Source organism: Mycolicibacter sinensis, assembly GCF_001667945.1.
Lineage (GTDB): Bacteria > Actinomycetota > Actinomycetes > Mycobacteriales > Mycobacteriaceae > Mycobacterium > Mycobacterium sinense_B.
This window is the reverse complement of sequence record NZ_LZJK01000143.1, coordinates 37344-54723: the sequence shown is the minus strand read 5'-3', so window position 1 is coordinate 54723 and position 17380 is coordinate 37344. Positions and strand designations below refer to the sequence as shown.

Below are 17380 nucleotides of genomic sequence, written 5' to 3'. Positions count from 1 at the left end.
CGGCCAGCCGGCGCGCCGAGGCCGCGGCCTCCACCCGGGCCCACCCGGCAATGGCCGCCACCAGCAGGTTGTCGTCGACCTCCGCCAACGACGCCGGCCCCGGCAAACCGTTATCGAACATGTGTTCGATTGTACCCGAATCGGCTGACCCGTGCAGCCGCACATCCGGAGGGCCCCGGAGCCGAATTAGAACGTGTTTCAGAAAAGGGGTTCAGCTGGCGACGGATCCTTGTTAGCGTGCCTACGTGATCCTCGACAAATTCCGACTCGATAACTGCGTAGCCGTCGTCACCGGCGCCGGCCGGGGCTTAGGGGCGGCGATCGCGGTTGCGTTCGCCGAAGCCGGCGCCGACGTCGTCATCGCCGCGCGCACCCGATCCCAACTAGAGACCGTCGCCGAACAGATCGACGGCGCCGGACGTCGCGCCCACATCGTGGCCGCCGACCTGGCCCACCCCGAGGAGACGGCCAAGTTGGCCGGCGAGGCCGTCGACGCCTTCGGCAAGCTCGACATCGTCGTCAACAACGTCGGCGGCACCATGCCGAACATGCTGCTGACCACCTCGGCCAAAGACCTCAAGGACGCGTTGACGTTCAATGTCGTGACCGCGCACGCCCTGACCAGCGCTGCGGTGCCGCTGATGCTGGAACACTCCGGTGGCGGCTCGATCATCAACATCACCTCGACCATGGGCCGGCTGGCCGGGCGGGGATTCGCCGCCTACGGCACCGCCAAAGCCGCGCTGGCCCACTACACCCGGCTGGCCGCCATGGACCTCTGCCCGAAGATCCGGGTCAACGGAATCGCGCCGGGATCGATCCTGACCTCGGCGTTGGATGTGGTGGCCTCCAACGACGAACTGCGCGAGCCGATGGAGAAGGTGACCCCGATGCGCCGGCTCGGCGAGCCGGACGACATCGCCGCCGCCGCAGTGTATTTGGCCTCGCCGGCCGGCAGCTATCTCACCGGCAAGGTGCTCGAAGTCGACGGGGGCATCACGTTCCCGAATCTCGATCTGCCCATCCCCGACCTGTAGAGGACACCGGTATGCCCATTCGCGTCGCCCAAATCGGCACCGGCAACGTCGGCGTGCACGCGCTCAAAGCGTTGATCACCAACCCGGAATTCGAGCTGACCGGTGTCTGGGTCTCCTCGGATGCCAAGGCCGGCAAAGACGCCGGCGAACTTGCCGGCCTCGATGTCTCGGCCGGCGTGTCCGCGACCACCGACCTGCAGCAGGTGCTCGACGCCAAGCCGCAGTGCGTGGTCTATACCGCGCTGGCCGATAACCGGCTCGGCGAGGCGCTGGAGGACTTCCGGCGCATCCTGGACGCCGGTGTCAACGTGGTCGGCAGCAGCGCGGTGTTCTTGCAGTACCCATGGCAGGTGATCCCGCCGGAGATGCTGTCCCCGCTGGAGGATGCTGCCCAGGCCGGCAGGGCGAGCCTGTTCATCAACGGCATCGACCCGGGCTTCGCCAACGACCTGCTGCCGCTGGCCTTGGCCGGCACCTGCCAGAGCATCCAGCAGATCCGCTGCATGGAGATCGTCGACTACGCCACCTATGACAGCGCCGCCGTCATGTTCGACGTGATGGGGTTCGGCAAGCCGATGGACGAGATTCCAATGCTGCTGCAGCCCGGCGTGCTGAGCCTGGCGTGGGGTTCGGTGGTGCGTCAGCTCGCGGCCGGTCTGGGCCTCGAACTCGACTCGGTCGAGCAGTCCCACGTTCGGGTGCCCGCACCGGAGGACTTCTCCATCTCCGCCGGTGACATCGCCGAAGGCACCGCGGCCGCTTTGCGATTCGAGGTGCGCGGCATGGTTGACGGCGAGGCGGCCGTGGTGCTCGAGCACGTCACCCGGTTGCGCAAAGATCTGTGCCCGGAGTGGCCACAGCCGGCCCAGCCCGGCGGTTCCTACCGGGTCGAGGTGACCGGTGAACCGTCGTATGCGCTGGATCTGTGCCTGTCCAGTCCCAATGGCGACCACAATCACGCCGGGCTGGTAGCCACCGCGATGCGCGTGGTCAACGCGATTCCCGCGGTGGTGGCCGCCGAGCCGGGAATCCGGACCACCCTGGATCTGCCGCTGGTCACCGGACGGGGGCTCTACGCTCGTCCTTGATGACGCGTGTGGGCAAGCCGGTACGGGAAAAGCCGGGCTGGTATCTGCTCGGGCCCGCGTTTGTCGCCGCCATCGCCTACGTCGATCCGGGCAATGTCGCCGCCAACGTCAGTGCCGGCGCGACGTTCGGGTACCTCCTGGTCTGGGTGATCGTCGCCGCGAATGTAATGGCCGCGCTGGTGCAGTACCTCGCCGCCAAACTGGGCCTGGTGACCGGGCTTTCACTGCCGGAGGCGGTCGGTTCTGTTGCCCGCGGCCCGACCCGGATCGCGTATTGGCTGCAAGCCGAATTGGTCGCCATGGCAACCGATCTCGCCGAGGTGGTGGGCGGTGCCATTGCGCTGAACCTGATTTTCCGGCTTCCGTTGATGCTGGGCGGGGTGATTACCGGGGCGGTGTCGATGGCTTTGCTGGTCGTCGGCGACCGGCGTGGACCGCGGGCTTTCGAGCAGGTCTCCAGTGGGCTGTTGGCCATCATCGCGATCGGGTTCCTGGCCAGCCTGGTGGTCGCTCCCCCGCCGGTGACCGACATCGCCGGTGGCCTGCTGCCCCGCTTCGACGGCACCGAGAGCGTGCTGCTGGCGACTGCGATCCTGGGGGCCACGGTCATGCCGCACGCGGTCTATCTGCACTCCGGGCTGGCCCGCGACCGGCACGGACGAGCCGAAGCCGGGCAAGCGCGGCGACGACTGCTGCGGGTGACCCGGTGGGATGTCGGCCTGGCGATGCTGGTGGCCGGCGCGGTGAACCTGGCCATGCTGGTGGTGGCGGCGGCGAACCTGGCCGGGCACGACGGCACCGACTCCATCGAGGGCGCCCACGCCGCGGTGCGCGACGGGCTCGGCCCGACGCTCGCGCTGTTCTTCGCGGTTGGGTTGCTGGCTTCCGGCCTGGCCTCCACGTCGGTGGGCGCCTACGCCGGCGCGATGATCATGCAAGGCCTGCTGCGGGTGTCGGTGCCGTTGTTGTGGCGCCGGCTGATCACGCTGATACCGGCGCTGGCGATCCTGGCCATCGGGACCGACCCGACCCGGGCACTGGTGATCTCCCAGGTGGTGCTCTCGTTCGGCATCCCGTTCGCGCTGGCGCCGCTGATCCGACTCACCGGGAACCGCGCCCTGATGGGCGAAGACGCCAACCGGCGGCTGACCTCGGTGCTCGGCTGGACCGTCACGGTGGTGGTCGGCCTGCTCAACGCGGCGCTGATCTATCTGACCGTGACGGGTTGAATCAGGAGCTCAAGACGCTCTCGCGGTCCTTGGCCTTCTCTTCGTAGTACCTGGCCCGCTCGTCGACCATCTTGAGGAACCCGTCGACCTGTTCGCGAGCCTGCTCGCCCTCCGGGCCGAAGTCGTCCCGCTCGAAGACCTTCCAGAACCGCAGCACCGGCTGCACCACGTCGTCGTGGTGGATGCGCAGGTCGTAGATGCCGGCCTTGGCGATCAGAACGGCGTTCTCCTGGAAGCCGGGCATGTTCATGCCGGGCATCGAGAATCCGAGCACCTCATCGCGGATGGCGCACATGGCCGCATCCGGCGCGATGTCCAGGGCCGCATCCATCAGGTTGCGGTAGAACACCATGTGCAGGTTCTCGTCGAGGGCGACCCGGGCGAGCAACTGGTCGGCGATCGGGCAACCCGAGGCCTTGCCGGTGTTGCGGTGCGACACCCGGGTGGCGAGTTCCTGGAACGACACGTAGGCCAGCGCCTGCAGCGGCGTCTTGTCGCCGGAGTCGTAGCCGGCGATGGTGTGCTGCATCCGCATGTTCTCGAGGTTCACCGGGTCGATGCCCCGGGTGACGACGAGGTAGTCCCGCAGCGCGATGCTGTGGCGGCCCTCCTCGGCCGTCCACTGCCCGACCCAGGAGCCCCAGGCGCCGTCCCGGCCGAAGCGGGTGGCGATCTCCCGGTGGTACGACGGCAGATTGTCCTCGGTCAGCAGGTTGACCAGCAGCGCGGCCCTGGCGACCGGATCCAATGGCGAGTCCTCGGGAACCCAGTCCTCACCACCGAGGAACGCGAAGTCGCGCCCCTTGCTCCACGGCACATAGTCGTGGGGCAGCCAGGGCTTGGCGGCCTTGAGGTGACGGTTGAGGTTTTGCTCGACAATCGGCTCCAGCTCATGCAGCAGCGCTGTCTGGACGTTCGGCATGTTTGCTCCATCCCGGATCGACATATGGTCAGTCGATTGGCCCCCCGGCCAAACCTACGGTTCCGTAGGTTTGGCCCCACGGTAGACATGGAGCTTGGCACATGTCAACTTGCAAATCTCGCCGTTTGGTGCATCTCGGCATCCGATCGGCCACAGCCCCCGGTGTCCTTGCAGGTAACGCCGCTACGTTCATGGCGCCGACCTGCTGCCACCGGCTCCGTCGCTGTTGCGATCGCCGCTAGGTCGTCGCGCGGCCTTCCGAGCGCCGCTTGAGTCCCTCGGCCTCCATATCGACATAGCGTCGGATACGTCCACCGGCGAGCAACCGGCCCAGCCAGGCCATCGGACCGGTCAACGTGAAGGTCAGGACCGCCTGGACACCGGACTCCGTCGGCGTGAGCTCGTGGTAGCCGGTGAACCGGATTCCGGATGCCGACGCGGTCCAGGTGAACGACCGCTCGTTAGCCAACTCGGTGACGGTCCAGACCATCGGCCGGCCGGTGGGTTGGCGGACACGCGCGGTGCTGCCGACACGCAGCGGGCCGGAGTCGAGTCGGACGATCTCGCGCATCGATGCCGTCCAGTCCGGCCAGTGCTCGACATCGGCTAGGACTGCCCACACCTCTGCTGGGCGAGCGGCGATGGTATCGGTGCGGGTGTAGTGCACGGGAGCTCCTTCCCTCACCGGCACGCTACCGAGAATGGCGGGGGTTTTTCGGCGGTTCCAGCTTCGCCTCTCCTCCGTCGAGGCTCGCTAAACCACCGAACTTACGCGGCGGTTCCAGCTTCGCCTCTCCTTCGTCGAGGCTCGCTAAACCACCGAACTTACGCGGCGGTTCCAGCTTCGCCTCTCCTCCGTCGAGGCTCGCTAAACCACCGAGTAACTGCCCGAGATGTGCCAGCGCTCGGCGGTATTCATGCTCGGCCGGGGTGCCGTAACCCAACACGATTCCCTCGGCTTTCGGTGGCCCGTGCCAGAACGGCGCCAAACCGGTCAGCGCGATCTGGCGCTGCCGCGCGGCGGCCAGGACGTCGGCTTCTGACTGCCCCTCGGGCAGCACGAGGACCGCGTGCAGACCGGCGGCGATGCCCTGCAGCGGGATCGCCGGGACCGCGCGGCCAAGGGTGTGCACCAGTGCGTCGCGGCGCTGGCGGTAGCGTCGCCGCATCCGCCGGATGTGACGGTCCAGCGCCCCGGATTCGATCAGCTCGGCCAGGGCCAACTGGGCGAGGACATCGGTGCCGCGGTCGGCACGGCGCTTGGCTTCGACTACTGCGTCGACCAGATCGGCCGGTAATGCGAGCCAGCCCAGACGTAGCCCAGGGGCCAGGCTCTTGCTGGCGCTGCCGGCGTAGACGACCTGCTCGGGGGCCAGCCCCTGCAGCGCGCCGACCGGGTGGCGGTCATAGCGGAATTCGCCGTCATAGTCGTCTTCGATCAGGTAGGTACCGGCTGCGGTGGCCAGCCGGACGAATTCGGAGCGCCGGTCGGCGGCCAGCGTGACGCCCATCGGCGCTTGATGGGCGGGGGTGAGCAGCACGGCGGCGGCCGGCGCGGCATCCGCGTCCGGGCGTGCCCCGTGCTGGTCGACATCCAGCGGAATGCTGTCGAGCCCGGCGGCGGCGAGGGTGGCGCGGTGGTCGGGCAAGCACGGGTTCTCCACGGCGATCGACGTGGCACCGGCGACGGCGAGTGCGTCACACACCAGACGCAGTCCCTGGGTGAAGCCGCTGCAGATCACGATGCGCTCGGGTGTGGTCAGCACTCCGCGCGCGCGGCCCAGGTAGCCGGCCAGCGCGGTGCGTAGTCGCAACGCGCCTCGTGGGTCGAGCGGACCCAGCTCCGCGTGCGGGGTGACGTGCAGGGCTCGCCGCAGCGCGCGGAGCCATTCGGCACGCGGAAACAGGCTCAGGTCGGGACGGCCGAGCCGGAAATCCGCCACCACCCGAGTCGGGGCCGGTACGGTCGCGGGCGTCGGCGGCATGCCCGGGCCCCGGGCGACCTCGGTGACCGCCCCCTGCCGACTGCGCAGGTAACCCTCGGCGACCAGTTGCGAATACGCCTCTACGACGGTTCCGCGGGCGAGGCCGAGTTGTCCGGCCAGCGCTCGCGAGGACGGCAACCGCTCCCCTGCTGCCAGACGCCCGTCCCGAATCGCCTGTCGCAGCGCGTTTTCCAGTGCTGCGCGGCGCCCGTGCCCGGGCGGGAGTTCGAGATGCAGATCCACGCCGGCGGCATTATTGGTCCACGAATCCGGCATAGAATTGGACCTTACTCGCGGACCGGTCTGGTCATAGCGTTGTCGCTGTGCATGCTCCTGCCCCGCTGAGCGAACGGCGCCTGAATCGGGCGGCAAGTTTGACCGCGCAGATCAACGCCGCTCAACGAGCCGCCGAATCCCTGCAGCCGCCGCAGCGCCGCCTGCTCGACGATCCCTGGTCCCGGCATCTCGTCCGCCATCGGGCGCTGCGTGTGCTGCTTACCAATCGGTGGCTTGCCCGTGCCGCGGTGCGGGCCTTCGACCGCAAATGGGGCGGGTTGCACGCCCACATCGTGTTGCGGGCGCGCTTCACCGATGACGTATGCACGGCGGCGCTGCGAAGCGGCACCGGTCAACTCGTGCTGCTAGGGGCCGGATTCGACACCACCAGCCTGCGCAAGGCCCACGCCGCGGTGACCATCTTCGAGGTCGACGCGCCTGCAACCCAAGCCGAAAAACGCCCCACCGTCGAACGGCTGTTGCCGTCGCCGCGCACTGCCCACGTCGTCTGGGTGCCCTGCGACCTCGAGCAGGGTGCCCTGCGAGACCGACTGATGGCCAGTGGATTTGATACGAACACACCCACCCTCGTCGTCTGGCTCGGGGTCAGCATGTACCTCACCCGCCACGCAATCGAAGCGACGCTGGACGATCTGGCGGCACTGTGCGCACCCGGCAGCCGGCTGGTCGCCGACTACCTCGACGCCGCGGTGGTCACCGGAGACACCCCGTGGCTCAGCGCCCGGCGCATCGCCCGAGTCGTCGCCCGGCGCGGCGAACCGTACCGCAGCGGCTTCACCGCACCGGAGTTCGAGGCCCTACTCGGTCGCCACGGATTCACCAGCCGCGACCACGCCGGCGTCGCCGATCTGCTGCAGCGCTACGACCCATCCCATGCCAGCGGGTTGGCCGGCGACGACTGGCTCGGCATCGTCTGCGCCGAACGGAGCCCGGCGTGACGACCGAATTCGTCGACCACTTCCGGGCGGTCTGGGCCGCGCCGAGCGTCGAACGCCTCGACGCCTTGACCAACCCCGACGTCTGTTATGTCCAGCCGCTGCTCCCCGATGTGCGGGGCCGCGAAGCCGCCAGCACCTACTGGCGCCGGATCTTCACCCTGATACCGGATCTGCACCTTGAGGTGGTCAACTCGGCGGTTTCGCCGGATCACATGGTGTACATCGAGTTTCGGATCCTCGGCACCCTCGGTGGCAGACCGGTGAGCTGGCCGGCCATCGACCGCTACGAACTCGACGAGGTGGGGCGGGTTCGGCGACGCGTGTTGTACTGCGACTCGGCGCAGCTGATGTCGGCGGCGCTGCGGCCGCGTGGACTGCTCGCGCTGTGGCGGGCCGGTGTTCGGTTGGGTATCGCGGCACTGCGCTCACGGTGGAGCGGCCGGTGACCGGTGTCATCGGGCGGCGCCCCGCCGATGCCGCCGCGTTCGTCGAATTCGTACAGGACACCACCAACGCTTATCTGCCCGACGTGATCTTTCAGATCTACGCGCCCGACGCCCGGTTGGTGATGATCGCCGACGGTGCACGCGAGGAATCGGTTGGGGTGCAAGCCATTCACACGGCGTGGGCGCGGTCGTGCGCGGTGTTCGAGGCGCGCCGGTTCCGGCTGTCCAAGCGGTTGGTCGCTGCCACCGACGACACCATCGTCAACGAGTGGTGGGGCGGCCCGCATGGGCGGCACGACGGTTGCGGGATCGAAGTCTGGCGGTTCGACCCGCAGTCCAAGGTCCGCGACGTGCACGTCTACAGCTTCTTGAAGGTGCGCTCCACCCGACATCCGCTGCAGGTGCTGCAGCTGTCCGTCAGTTCACCCGGGACGGTGGTCGCGTTCGGCCGCGCGGCGTTACGCCGGCGCACGCGCCGCTGACCCCGGCGGATACGGTTGTGCCCATGACCGATCTGTCAGGCAAAGTCGCGCTGGTGACCGGCGCCTCGTCGGGGCTGGGCGCCGCGGTGGCGCAGCTGTTCGCCCGGCGCGGCGCGACGGTGTTCGGGCTGGCCCGCGACGCCGAACGGCTGGCCACAGTGTTCGCCGACGTACCCGGCGGGCAGTACTGCGTGACCGACATCAGCACCGCGCCGGCCTGCGCGGCGGCCGTCGAGCAATGCGTCGCGCAGTTCGGCCGGCTCGATGTCCTGGTCAATGTCGCCGGCGCCCATCAGATGCGCCACACGCTGGCCATCACCGACGACGAGTGGGCCCATGACCTGGCGGTCAACCTCAACGGCCCGTTCTTTCTGTGCCGCGCAGCGCTGCCGCACCTGCTGGAGACCGCCGGCAACATCGTCAACGTGGCCTCAATCGCCGGGGTGGAGGGCCAGGCCTACTCGGCGGGCTACTGCGCGGCCAAGCACGGCCTGGTCGGGCTCACCCGGGCGTTGGCGGTGGAGTTCACCGCGGAGAAGCTGCGGGTCAATGCCGTGTGCCCGGGCGGGATGCTGACCCCGCAGGTGACGAACTTCCAGCTGCCCGAGGGCGCCGACGTCAACCTGATCATGCGGGTGGCCTCCCCGCGCGGCATGAGCGCACCGGCCGATGTCGCCGAGGTGATCGCGTTTCTGGCCAGCGACGCCGCGGCCGCGGTGCACGGCGCGGTGTATCTGACCGACAACGGGAAGACGGCCGGGTAGGGCATCCCGCGTCGGACATCAGAGCTAACGAGAAACTCATGGATTCGACACTGGGCCCCACTGCGACACGTCCTGCGCTGCCCGAGGGATACGGGCTACCGAGTTCGACAGAAGGCCTGTTGAGCTGGCCAGAGGTCGAACAGCACTTGACCTCATCGCAGCACTACTGGTTGACCACGGTGCGCCCGGACGGCACGCCGCACTCCGTGCCGCGGTGGGGCGTGTGGCTCGATGGCCGCTTCTTTTACGACGGCGCACCGACCACCCGCCACGCGCGCAACCTCCAGCACAACCCGGCCTGCACCCTGACCCTTGAGAGCGGTACCCAGGTGGTGATCGTCGAGGGAGTCTCGACGGCCACCTCGGCAGACCCGGACGACCTCGGAGCCCGGTTGGCGAAAGCGTTCGAGAAATACCATCCGCAGTACGCTCCTGGCCCCGACGCCTGGGCGGGGCCGGACGGCGGCGGACTGCGCATGATCGTCCCGCGGCGGGCACTGGCCTGGTTCGCGTTCCCGACCGACTGCACCCGGTTCGTCTTCGCCGGTTGACAGTCTTGACGTGCGCGCCGGGCGCTCAGCGCAGCGGCAGGCCGGTCAGCGCCCGCGCGATGACCAGCCGCTGGATCTCACTGGTGCCCTCGAAGATGGTGAAGATCTTGGCGTCGCGGTGCATCCGCTCGACCGGGTAGTCGCGGGTGTAGCCGTTGCCGCCGAGGATCTGGATCGCCTCATCGGTGACATAAACCGCGGTCTCGCTGGCGAACAGCTTGGCCATCGAGCCCTCGGCATTGTCGAAGGCCTTGTTGTTGCGGCCCATCCAGCCGGCCCGCCAGACCATCAGCCGGGCGGCGTCGATCCGGCTCTTCATGTCGGCGAGCTTGAACGCCACGGCCTGGAATTCGCCGATCTTGCGGCCGAACTGCTCACGCTGGCAGGCGTATTCGAGGGCGTACTCGTAGGCGGCGCGGGCCACCCCGACCGCCATCGCGCCGACGGTCGGCCGGGTGCGTTCGAAGGTCTTCATGGCCGCCTGTCCGCGCGCGGAGGCACCGGACTTGACGCGGGCGACGCGGTCCTCGAACTTGTCCCGGCCGCCCAGGATCATGTCCTCGGGCAGCCGGACGTTGTCCAGCACGATTTCGGCGGTGTGCGAAGCCCGGATGCCGTGCTTCTTGAACTTCTGCCCCTGGGACAGGCCGGCGGTGCCCGGCGGGATAACGAACGTGGCCTGTCCGCGCGAACCGAGTTCCGGATAGACCGAGGCGACCACGATGTGCACGTTGGCGATGCCGCCGTTGGTGGCCCAGGTCTTGGTGCCGTTCAGCACCCATTCGCGGGTCGCTTCGTCATAGCGGGCGCGGGTCCGGATCGCACCGACGTCGGAGCCGGCGTCCGGTTCCGACGAGCAGAAAGCGCCGAGCTTGGGGGCGTCTGCGGTGCCGAACATCTCGGGCAGCCACTGTCCCAGCTGCTCGGGGGTTCCGTTGCCCGCCAGGGCTGCTGCCGCCAATCCGGTGCCCAGAATCGACAGCGCGATGCCGGCGTCTCCCCAGAACAGCTCCTCGAACACCGTGAGCATGCCGATTCCGCTCGGTTCGGCGGCTTGGGTGGCGAACAACTCCGGCGAGTACAGGCCGATCTTGGCGGCCTCGGAGATAATCGGCCACGGCGTCTCCTCGCGTTCGTCCCATTCGGCGGCGGCCGGGCGAACAACGTCGGCGGCGAACTGATGTACCCAGTCCCGCACCTCGATCACGTCGTCACTGAGCTCTATCGAGAACGACATGGCTACTCCTGAGAATCCGGGGCGGCGACTCGAAACCGCCGGTTCGATTGTGGCACCCCGTTCCCACGGCGACCCCGTCGGTGTAGCTTTCCGATGGGCGATGAGGATCGCCTAAGCACCGCAGGGGCCTGGCAGGTTCTTTGTGCCGAATTGTCCGCTGCCGCATGTGGCTACATGTCGCGCGTCTCTGAATCGGTCGCGAGCTCCTGGCTCGTGGGCTGACGCCGATTATCCCCAGACCGCCTGCGCGGCAAGGCCGCCCGAATAGTAGGCGCCGAGACCGCACGTTAGGGTGAGCACCAGGTTGGCCAGCGCATAAAGCCTTGCTCCGGCGCCGGCCAGCTGCAGCGTTTCGTAGGAGAAGGTCGAGTAAGTGGTGAGCGCCCCGCACAGGCCGGTACCGACCAGCAGCTGCAACCGCTCGTCACCGGCGCTCGTTGCACCTGTCAGCGCACCCAGGATCAGGCTGCCGAGCACATTGGCGGTGAACGTGCCCCACCCGAAGGTGGTGTTGTGCCGCGCTTGGACGAATCGATCGGTCAAGTACCGCAACGGTGCCCCCACCGCGGCACCGGCGATCACCAGCAGCCAGTTCACTGGCCCTCGGCGGTTCGGCCGACGTGCCGGACGACCTCGACCTCGTCGAGCAGGATCAAGCCCTCGGTGACCAATTCGTCCAGCTGCGGCAGGAAGGCGCGGATCCGTTCGGCGGTGTCGACGATGATCACCGAGACCGGAAGGTCCTCCGACAGGGACAGCAGCCGGGTGGTGTGGATGGCCGAGGACGCGCCGTACCCCTCGACGCCACGGAACACCGTCGCGCCGGCCAGACCAGCCCGGCGCGCCCGGTGCACGATCTCACTGAACAGCGGCTTGCGGTGCCACGTGTCACTCTCGCCGATGAATACCGTCAGGCGCAGCGCCGATCCGGTTAGCTGGGTCATGATGGCCTCCTGAAGAGCAGACCGCGGGTCAGAGCCGCGGCGGTCCAGGTAGTGAGCAGCGCCAGCACCGGGGTGGTCAGTAGATAGACCAAGGCCCGGGCCAGATGGCCTGCAGCGGCGAGGGAGTCGACGTCACCGGCGAACGTGGAGAACGTCGTGTAGCCGCCCAGCACACCGGTGCCCAGCAGCGGGCGCAGCAGCCGGTGCCCGACCCACAGTTCGGTGATCGCCACCATCAACGCCCCCATCAGGGCGCAGCCGCTGACGTTGACAAGCATTGTGGCCCAAGGGAAACCGCCGGACGGCATCGGCCATGCCAGTTCGATGCCGTATCGAGCGCATGCACCGATGGCGCCGCCGACCGCAACCGCCGCAACGACTAGGGCCTGTTCCCGCACCGCACGAGACCGCCGGTGCCGAACGAACAGCTCAAGGCCGTCGGACACATCGGATCCGGGTGTCGGCATCGCTCAGACGCGCATCCGGTAGCGGGTACGGTCGCCCAAATCTCTTGAGTGCCAAGTCATGCAATGCCTCCCAGCCCATATGTCATCGGATCTGGTAGAAGCCATCAGCCGGGGCGGCGGTTCAAGGCGAGCTTCATCGCCGTGCTCAACTATAACCGCCGGTCGGGCGGCGCCGATGCGCTTTTGCGCTAACCGGCGGCGGCCTCGCGCGTGATCTGCTCGAACTGCTGTCCCATGGCCTCGGCCAGCGCGGTGGCCGCCGAGAGCGGCCGGACCATGACCACGAAGTCGTCGATCTTGCCGTCGTCGTCCATATGCAGGAAGTCGCAGCCGCTGAGACGTTTGCCACCGACCGACGCCTCGAACATCAGCGCGTGGTCGCGCCCCGAGGGGTCGGCGATCTCCCGCACGTAGCGGAAATCCTCGAAGACACGCATGACGGCGCGCAGGATCGCCGCCGTGATCGGCTTGCCCGGATAAGGCTTGAACGCCACCGGACTGGTGAACACGACATCGTCGGACAGCAGCGCCTCCATTGCCGCGCTGTCGCGGGCCTCGACGGCCTGCCGGAATGGGTGCATGCCCCGCCTCCGCTGGTCAGTTGGTACGACTGGCCATCACGGTAGCCCCCTCATCGGCGGCAGCCGAGCTGGACCGGGCATCTGTTGGGCGCAGGGTCTGCACCGTGGCCAGCGGGCCGGGCCCAGCATCGATCTCCGGCGTCTGGTTCCGGGCGGCCGGCAGCACGTGCGGCGCCGCGGCGATCGCCAGGACGGCGGCACCGCTGGCGCCCAGGGCCTGCGACCAGCCCAGCGGGCCCACCGGGGTGCAACCCAACAGCTGGCTGATGCCCGGAAGGCTGATCATCGCCGCGAACGCCGCAAAGGAGCCCGCTGCGGTGAGCAGCACCAGCGGCGCACGGGAATCGACCAATGTCTGGGCAAGCTCGGTGGTGACCAGCGTGATCAGGGCGACCGTGGCGGCACGTTGCCGACGCCCGGTCAGTGCAGCCATCCCCCAGGCCACGCTGGCCGCAGCCCCGGTGATCGCGCCGCGGACGGCGACGGCGCGCATCAGGCTGCGTTCATCGATGCCGTGCGCGACTCGGTGCGCAGAGCCGGACGGGGTGCTGACCGCGACTGCGGTGGCCGGCAGCGCGTCGGTGAGCATGTTCATCAGCAGCAGCTGGCGGTTGTTCAGCGGTGAGGTTCCCGACAAGGCGGTGCCGATGACACCGAAGATCACCTCGCCGACGTTGCCGCCGAGCAGGCCGGTCACGGCCAACTGCACTCCGCGCCACAGCCGCTGGCCCTCGTCGATGGCATCCACCAGGGCGCCGATGCGTCCGTCCGTCAGCACGATGTCGGCGGTGAGGTGCGCCGAGTCGCTGCCGCGGGCCACCACGCCCAGCCCCACGCTGGCGGCCCGGATGGCCGCCGCGTCGTTCGCACCGTCGCCGACCATGGCGCAGACCCGGCCGCTGCGTTCGAGGGTCTGGACGACCTGCACCTTGTTCTCCGGGGACATCCGGGCGAAGATCACTCGCTCGCCTACCGCTCGTTCCTGGCCCTTGCGCGACAACGCATTCCACTCCGCTCCGGTGATGACCTGGTCGGCGGTGACCGGCATCCCCAGTTCCGCGGCGATCGCGGTGGCGGTGACGGGATGATCGCCGGTGATCAGCCGGATGCTCACGCCGCGATCTGCCAGGTCGGCGAGCAATTGCGGCGCTTCGGCGCGCGGAGTGTCAGAGATGCCCAGGAACCCGATCAACGTCAACCCGCTCTGGCACAGGCCGGTGATGGCGTCCGGGTCGTCGGCCAGTGACTTCACTTGTGCGGCAGTGAGCCGGCGTTGAGCCACGGCGATCACCCGCAGGCCCTCAGCCGCGAGTTCGGCCACCGGGGCGTCGCTGTCGGAGCCGAGGCCGGTGCAGGCGGCCAGCACCACTTCCGGTGCGCCCTTGATCATCAGCTCGGTACCGGACACCGACGCCGAGAACGCCCGGCCGGACCGGAACGGCAGGTGGGCATCCGGGGCGGTCCACAACGGCTCGTCGGCGCTGGATAAGCCGGCGGCCGCCTCGGTGACGGCCTGGTCGGTGGCGTGTGCGTGCGGGTCGCCTTCGGGTGCCGGGGCGGCGTTGGCCGCGGACCGCAGCACGTCGTCGTCCGAATACCCCGAGACCGGGTGTACCCGGGTCACCCGAAGCCGGTTCTCGCTCAGCGTTCCGGTCTTGTCGAAGCAGACCACCTCGACCCGCCCGAGGGCTTCCACCGAACGGGGGATGCGGACCAGCGCACCGGAATCGGTCAGGCGTTGCGCGGAGGCATGTTGCGCCAGCGTCGCCATCAACGGCATGCCCTCGGGCACGGCGGCCACCGCGACCGCGATCGCGTTGCCCAGAGCCAGCCGCAGGCCGCCGCCGCGCAGCATCCCGAGCAGGCCCACCATCAGCCCGCCGGCCGCGCTCGCCGGGAAGGCGCGACTCATCAGCTGACTCAGCTGATGCTGCAAGCCGACGACGGGCAGCTCCCCGGCGGCCAGTTCGGCGGCACGGCGGGCCTGCGTGTCGGCGCCGACGGCAGTAACCACGGCCCGGGCGGTTCCGGCGACCACCGTGGTGCCCGCGTAGAGCATGCAGCGCCGATCGGCGAGTTCGGCACCCGGTGTCGCCGCGGTCTGCTTGTCCACCGACAGCGATTCGCCGGTGAGCGAGGACTCGTCGACCTCGAGGTCGGTCGCTTCAAGGAGCCGCGCGTCGGCAGGCACGACCTCGTTGCTGCGGACCTCTATCACGGTGCCGGGCAACAACCGGTCCGCGACGATCTCACCGTAGGCGTCGGCGTCCTCCTCGACGACCCGCGCGGGCGGGGTCTGCTGGGCCAGCAGCCGGTTCAGCCGGTTCTCGGCCTGCAGCTGCTGCGCCGCCGCGAGCATGCAATTGCCGATCAGCACCGTGCTGACCATCAGCGCGTCGACCGGAGAACCCAGCATCGCGGTGGCCGCCGAACTCAGTGCCAGCACTGGCATCAGCGGGTCCGACAGTTCGGCGCGCACCGCCTTGACGAACTGCCAGGCCATCGTCGGGGGGCGAACATCGAGGTCGGCGGCGACTGCCGCGCGGTCCGGTGCCGGCAGGACCTCTCGGATCTGCTCGATCGACATCGCATGCCACTCGTAGGCCGGCGCGGGCCGCGGCGCGGGAGTGCGCGCCGCGCCGCGCGCCAACAGGTATCCCGAGAGCAGACCGGTGGCCGCCCCGGCGGTGACTGGCCCCGGCCCGCGCCCGCCCCGGACACCGGGCACCATGAGCAGCGCACCCAGGGTCGATGCGCCGGTGGACAGGGAGATGCCGCGCTGGGTGGCCGCCCGTGCCGCCGGTATCGCATGCAGCACCCGCCAGGCGCCGGTCAGATCGGCCAGCAGCAGATCGGCGTCCCACGGCGGCGCCGTCTCCGCATCATCGCTCAGGATCCCCAAACCCACATCGGCACAGCAGAGGGCCTGCCCACCGGTGGAGGTGAGCACTGCAACCGTGCGGCCGGCCTGCTGGCGAGCCGTCAAGGCGGCGGCCAACGCGTCGTCGAGTTCCTCGTCGCCGGCGCCCGCAACGACCGGCGCCAATTCGTCGAACGCCGGCCGCAGCTCGCCCAGGGATTCGACGTCGAGGGTCACCAGTTCGGCACCCGAGGCCCGCGCTTCGGCCAGCAGCGCTGACGCCAGCGGGTGGCGCGCCGCCCCGCGGTAGAGCAACCGCGGGTCGATGAGCACGGCGTCGACTCGGTCGAGTCGGCGCAGACCCTCCGGACGCAGCGGCAGCGCTGCGTGCTGCTCGACCAACGCGCGGCTCAGCGTCGCAGCAAACGATTCGGTGGTGGTGCGCATGGCCTTTGGAGCGGCGACGACGGCGGCGGTGGCGGCGGTGGTGACGTTTGCGGTGAGCAAGCCGACCAGGCCGGCGCCGAACAGTTGCACCGAGGCGGCCCTTCTGCCGTGGCGGTCGGCGGCTCCCTCCGGCAGGGGCACCGGCCGCGAGGGCAGGTGAACCTGCGCATGGTCGGCGTGCCGGGCCAGGTGCGGCTCGTGGTGGCTCCAGGCCTGTGCCGCAGCCTGGTTCTCCGCGGCCTTGATGCCCTGCAACGCCAAATCCACCGCCAGCGTGGCCGGCGACAGCGTGGCGATGCGCGCCCCCGTCGAGATCAACGACAGCACCGTGTGGGCGGGCCCGACGCCGATTCGATCGACGAGTTGGCGGCGCAGCCACGGTTGGTAGTTCGCCAGGGCGGCGGCGGCATCGACGGTGATCGGCGCCTGCGGCAGCCGCAGCGCGCGCCCGGCGACCGCGACGGCCAACCCCGCAATGTTGACGCCGACCATCACGCCCCGGGCCATCAGCAGCAATCCGTCGCCGGGCAGCGCGGCGGGTTGCACGGCCGGGGAGTCCGAGCCGCCGACCCGGCGGTAGCTCCGTTCGGTCTCGGCGACCCGCCGGCACAAGTCATGCAGTGATACCCGGTCGCCATCGACGTCGGGGGCGTTTCCGAACTGCACCACGACGCGCGACAGTGGGCGGTTCAGCCGGACCGAGATCACACCCGGTTCGGCGACCAGGACCTCAAGCACGCGGTCGCCGAGCTCGGCGCTGTCGCTCAGCCCGCGCACCTCGATCCAGGCCCGGTCGGCGCCTTGCCAACATCGGCGGCCCAGCGGCGCCGAGGCGGACTGGCCGGACAGCATCCGGGTGGCTTCGCGAACCGGCACCGCGGCGACCTGCAGGCTGGCCACGGTGATGGCGCCGACCGCCTCGGTGGTGGCCGACGCACCGCGGGCTGCTGCGTCGACGAGGGCCGACGCCGCCCGCAGTCCCATGGCAGTCGGGCGCAGCAGCAACGATGTCGCAATCAATTCGGCGGTAACCAATCGTGTGGTCTGACGGCGGGTTCGGATCGCACCCTCCCGGGCGGCCAATCTCCCGCGTGGACCGCCCAAT

Annotated in this window: 17 protein-coding genes and 1 riboswitch; of the genes, 8 read left to right on the top strand and 9 right to left on the bottom strand. The window is 69.2% G+C overall.

What is annotated here, in order from left to right; all coding sequences use genetic code 11:
• The first annotated feature begins 245 nt into the window (after positions 1–245).
• From A5694_RS18590 to A5694_RS18580, 3 genes are read left to right on the top strand one after another with little or no spacing between them, the layout of a single operon-like run.
• A complete protein-coding gene (locus A5694_RS18590; protein ID WP_064923781.1) occupies positions 246–1037 on the top strand; it encodes an SDR family oxidoreductase in 792 nt (263 codons plus the stop codon).
• 11 nt (positions 1038–1048) lie between these two features.
• A complete protein-coding gene (locus tag A5694_RS18585; protein WP_064923780.1) occupies positions 1049–2125 on the top strand; it encodes an NAD(P)H-dependent amine dehydrogenase family protein in 1077 nt (358 codons plus the stop codon).
• Positions 2125–3354, top strand: coding sequence for an Nramp family divalent metal transporter (locus A5694_RS18580; RefSeq protein ID WP_064923779.1), 1230 nt, complete (start codon positions 2125–2127; stop codon positions 3352–3354). Before A5694_RS18585 ends, A5694_RS18580 begins: the two co-directional genes overlap by 1 nt.
• 1 nt (position 3355) lies before the next feature.
• Here the strand turns inward: A5694_RS18580 and A5694_RS18575 are convergent, their stop codons facing one another.
• The 3 genes from A5694_RS18575 to A5694_RS18565 all read right to left on the bottom strand — a co-directional run bounded on the left by A5694_RS18575 (position 3356) and on the right by A5694_RS18565 (position 6504).
• Positions 3356–4276: an acyl-ACP desaturase gene (locus A5694_RS18575; RefSeq protein ID WP_064923778.1), complete on the bottom strand. Its 921-nt coding sequence runs from the start codon at positions 4274–4276 to the stop codon at positions 3356–3358.
• A gap of 238 nt (positions 4277–4514) precedes the next feature.
• Positions 4515–4943: an SRPBCC family protein gene (locus A5694_RS18570; RefSeq protein ID WP_064923777.1), complete on the bottom strand. Its 429-nt coding sequence runs from the start codon at positions 4941–4943 to the stop codon at positions 4515–4517.
• Between the two features lie 25 nt (positions 4944–4968).
• Positions 4969–6504: a PLP-dependent aminotransferase family protein gene (locus A5694_RS18565; RefSeq protein ID WP_082952746.1), complete on the bottom strand. Its 1536-nt coding sequence runs from the start codon at positions 6502–6504 to the stop codon at positions 4969–4971.
• Positions 6505–6602: 98 nt separating this feature from the next.
• On the opposite strand from A5694_RS18565, the gene A5694_RS18560 reads away from it, so the two are divergent.
• From A5694_RS18560 to A5694_RS18540, 5 genes are read left to right on the top strand one after another with little or no spacing between them, the layout of a single operon-like run.
• Positions 6603–7496 (top strand): SAM-dependent methyltransferase, encoded by an 894-nt coding sequence (locus tag A5694_RS18560; RefSeq protein WP_109535744.1) that lies wholly within the window; start codon positions 6603–6605, stop codon positions 7494–7496.
• A complete protein-coding gene (locus A5694_RS18555) occupies positions 7493–7942 on the top strand; it encodes a nuclear transport factor 2 family protein (RefSeq protein ID WP_064923776.1) in 450 nt (149 codons plus the stop codon). The genes A5694_RS18560 and A5694_RS18555 overlap by 4 nt, the downstream gene beginning before the upstream one ends.
• Positions 7939–8424: a hypothetical protein gene (locus tag A5694_RS18550; protein WP_131809618.1), complete on the top strand. Its 486-nt coding sequence runs from the start codon at positions 7939–7941 to the stop codon at positions 8422–8424. Before A5694_RS18555 ends, A5694_RS18550 begins: the two co-directional genes overlap by 4 nt.
• Before the next feature lie 23 nt (positions 8425–8447).
• Positions 8448–9188 (top strand): SDR family NAD(P)-dependent oxidoreductase, encoded by a 741-nt coding sequence (locus A5694_RS18545; RefSeq protein ID WP_064923774.1) that lies wholly within the window; start codon positions 8448–8450, stop codon positions 9186–9188.
• Between the two features lie 38 nt (positions 9189–9226).
• Positions 9227–9739, top strand: a complete 513-nt coding sequence (locus tag A5694_RS18540) for a pyridoxamine 5'-phosphate oxidase family protein (RefSeq protein WP_064923773.1) — start codon at positions 9227–9229, stop codon at positions 9737–9739.
• 25 nt (positions 9740–9764) lie between these two features.
• On the opposite strand, the gene A5694_RS18535 is transcribed toward A5694_RS18540, so the two are convergent.
• The 6 genes from A5694_RS18535 to A5694_RS18510 all read right to left on the bottom strand — a co-directional run bounded on the left by A5694_RS18535 (position 9765) and on the right by A5694_RS18510 (position 17259).
• Complete coding sequence (locus A5694_RS18535) at positions 9765–10976, bottom strand: acyl-CoA dehydrogenase family protein (RefSeq protein WP_064923772.1); 1212 nt, start codon at positions 10974–10976, stop codon at positions 9765–9767.
• Between the two features lie 228 nt (positions 10977–11204).
• The gene (locus A5694_RS18530; RefSeq protein ID WP_064923771.1) at positions 11205–11573 is read right to left on the bottom strand and encodes a fluoride efflux transporter FluC; all 369 of its coding nucleotides are present in this window, start codon (positions 11571–11573) and stop codon (positions 11205–11207) included.
• A complete protein-coding gene (locus A5694_RS18525; RefSeq protein ID WP_064923770.1) occupies positions 11570–11920 on the bottom strand; it encodes a DUF190 domain-containing protein in 351 nt (116 codons plus the stop codon). Before A5694_RS18525 ends, A5694_RS18530 begins: the two co-directional genes overlap by 4 nt.
• Complete coding sequence (locus tag A5694_RS18520) at positions 11917–12387, bottom strand: fluoride efflux transporter FluC (RefSeq protein ID WP_064923769.1); 471 nt, start codon at positions 12385–12387, stop codon at positions 11917–11919. The genes A5694_RS18525 and A5694_RS18520 overlap by 4 nt, the downstream gene beginning before the upstream one ends.
• An 88-nt stretch (positions 12388–12475) precedes the next feature.
• Positions 12476–12537: riboswitch (Fluoride riboswitch) on the bottom strand.
• A gap of 38 nt (positions 12538–12575) precedes the next feature.
• Positions 12576–12968 (bottom strand): nuclear transport factor 2 family protein, encoded by a 393-nt coding sequence (locus tag A5694_RS18515; protein ID WP_064923768.1) that lies wholly within the window; start codon positions 12966–12968, stop codon positions 12576–12578.
• Between the two features lie 16 nt (positions 12969–12984).
• On the bottom strand, positions 12985–17259 hold the full coding sequence (locus A5694_RS18510; RefSeq protein WP_064923767.1) for a cation-translocating P-type ATPase: 4275 nt from the start codon (positions 17257–17259) through the stop codon (positions 12985–12987).
• Between the last annotated feature and the right edge of the window lie 121 nt (positions 17260–17380).

Bases quoted from the DNA above. Each gene is read 5' to 3' on its own strand.
- A5694_RS18585 (WP_064923780.1), top strand. From the start codon at position 1,049: ATGCCCATTCGCGTCGCCCAAATCGGCACCGGCAACGTCGGCGTGCAC.
- A5694_RS18580 (WP_064923779.1), top strand. From the start codon at position 2,125: ATGACGCGTGTGGGCAAGCCGGTACGGGAAAAGCCGGGCTGGTATCTG.
- A5694_RS18575 (WP_064923778.1), bottom strand. From the start codon at position 4,276: ATGCCGAACGTCCAGACAGCGCTGCTGCATGAGCTGGAGCCGATTGTC.
- A5694_RS18545 (WP_064923774.1), top strand. From the start codon at position 8,448: ATGACCGATCTGTCAGGCAAAGTCGCGCTGGTGACCGGCGCCTCGTCG.
- A5694_RS18540 (WP_064923773.1), top strand. From the start codon at position 9,227: ATGGATTCGACACTGGGCCCCACTGCGACACGTCCTGCGCTGCCCGAG.
- A5694_RS18535 (WP_064923772.1), bottom strand. From the start codon at position 10,976: ATGTCGTTCTCGATAGAGCTCAGTGACGACGTGATCGAGGTGCGGGAC.
- A5694_RS18525 (WP_064923770.1), bottom strand. From the start codon at position 11,920: ATGACCCAGCTAACCGGATCGGCGCTGCGCCTGACGGTATTCATCGGC.
- A5694_RS18520 (WP_064923769.1), bottom strand. From the start codon at position 12,387: ATGCCGACACCCGGATCCGATGTGTCCGACGGCCTTGAGCTGTTCGTT.
- A5694_RS18515 (WP_064923768.1), bottom strand. From the start codon at position 12,968: ATGCACCCATTCCGGCAGGCCGTCGAGGCCCGCGACAGCGCGGCAATG.
- A5694_RS18510 (WP_064923767.1), bottom strand. From the start codon at position 17,259: ATGGGACTGCGGGCGGCGTCGGCCCTCGTCGACGCAGCAGCCCGCGGT.